At 43.8% G+C, this 272-nt stretch carries 1 protein-coding gene; it reads left to right on the forward strand.

Features of this window, described 5'->3' with window-relative positions; translation table 11 throughout:
- Positions 1–45 precede the first annotated feature (45 nt).
- On the forward strand, positions 46–272 hold a 227-nt coding region (locus ACPYOJ_RS35395; protein ID WP_481420393.1), incomplete at its 3' end, for an aconitase family protein.

The following is a 272-nucleotide window of genomic DNA, read 5'->3' on the forward strand; positions in this document are numbered from 1 at the left end:
GGTGCAGAATCTCTTTCCGCAACAGGAAAAGGAACAATCTGTAACATGGGTGCTGAAATCGGTGCTACCACTTCTACTTTCGGATATGATGATTCTATGAGAAGATATCTTGCTTCTACCGGAAGACAGGATGTAGTGGATGCTGCAGACCAGATTGCAGAACACTTAACCGGTGACGCTGAAGTGTACGCAAACCCTGAGCAATACTTCGATCAATTAATAGAAATCAACCTTTCTGAACTTACCCCTCATTTAAACGGACCTTTCACTCC

It is taken from the genome of Rhizobium sp. SVR5-9E (assembly GCF_056755095.1).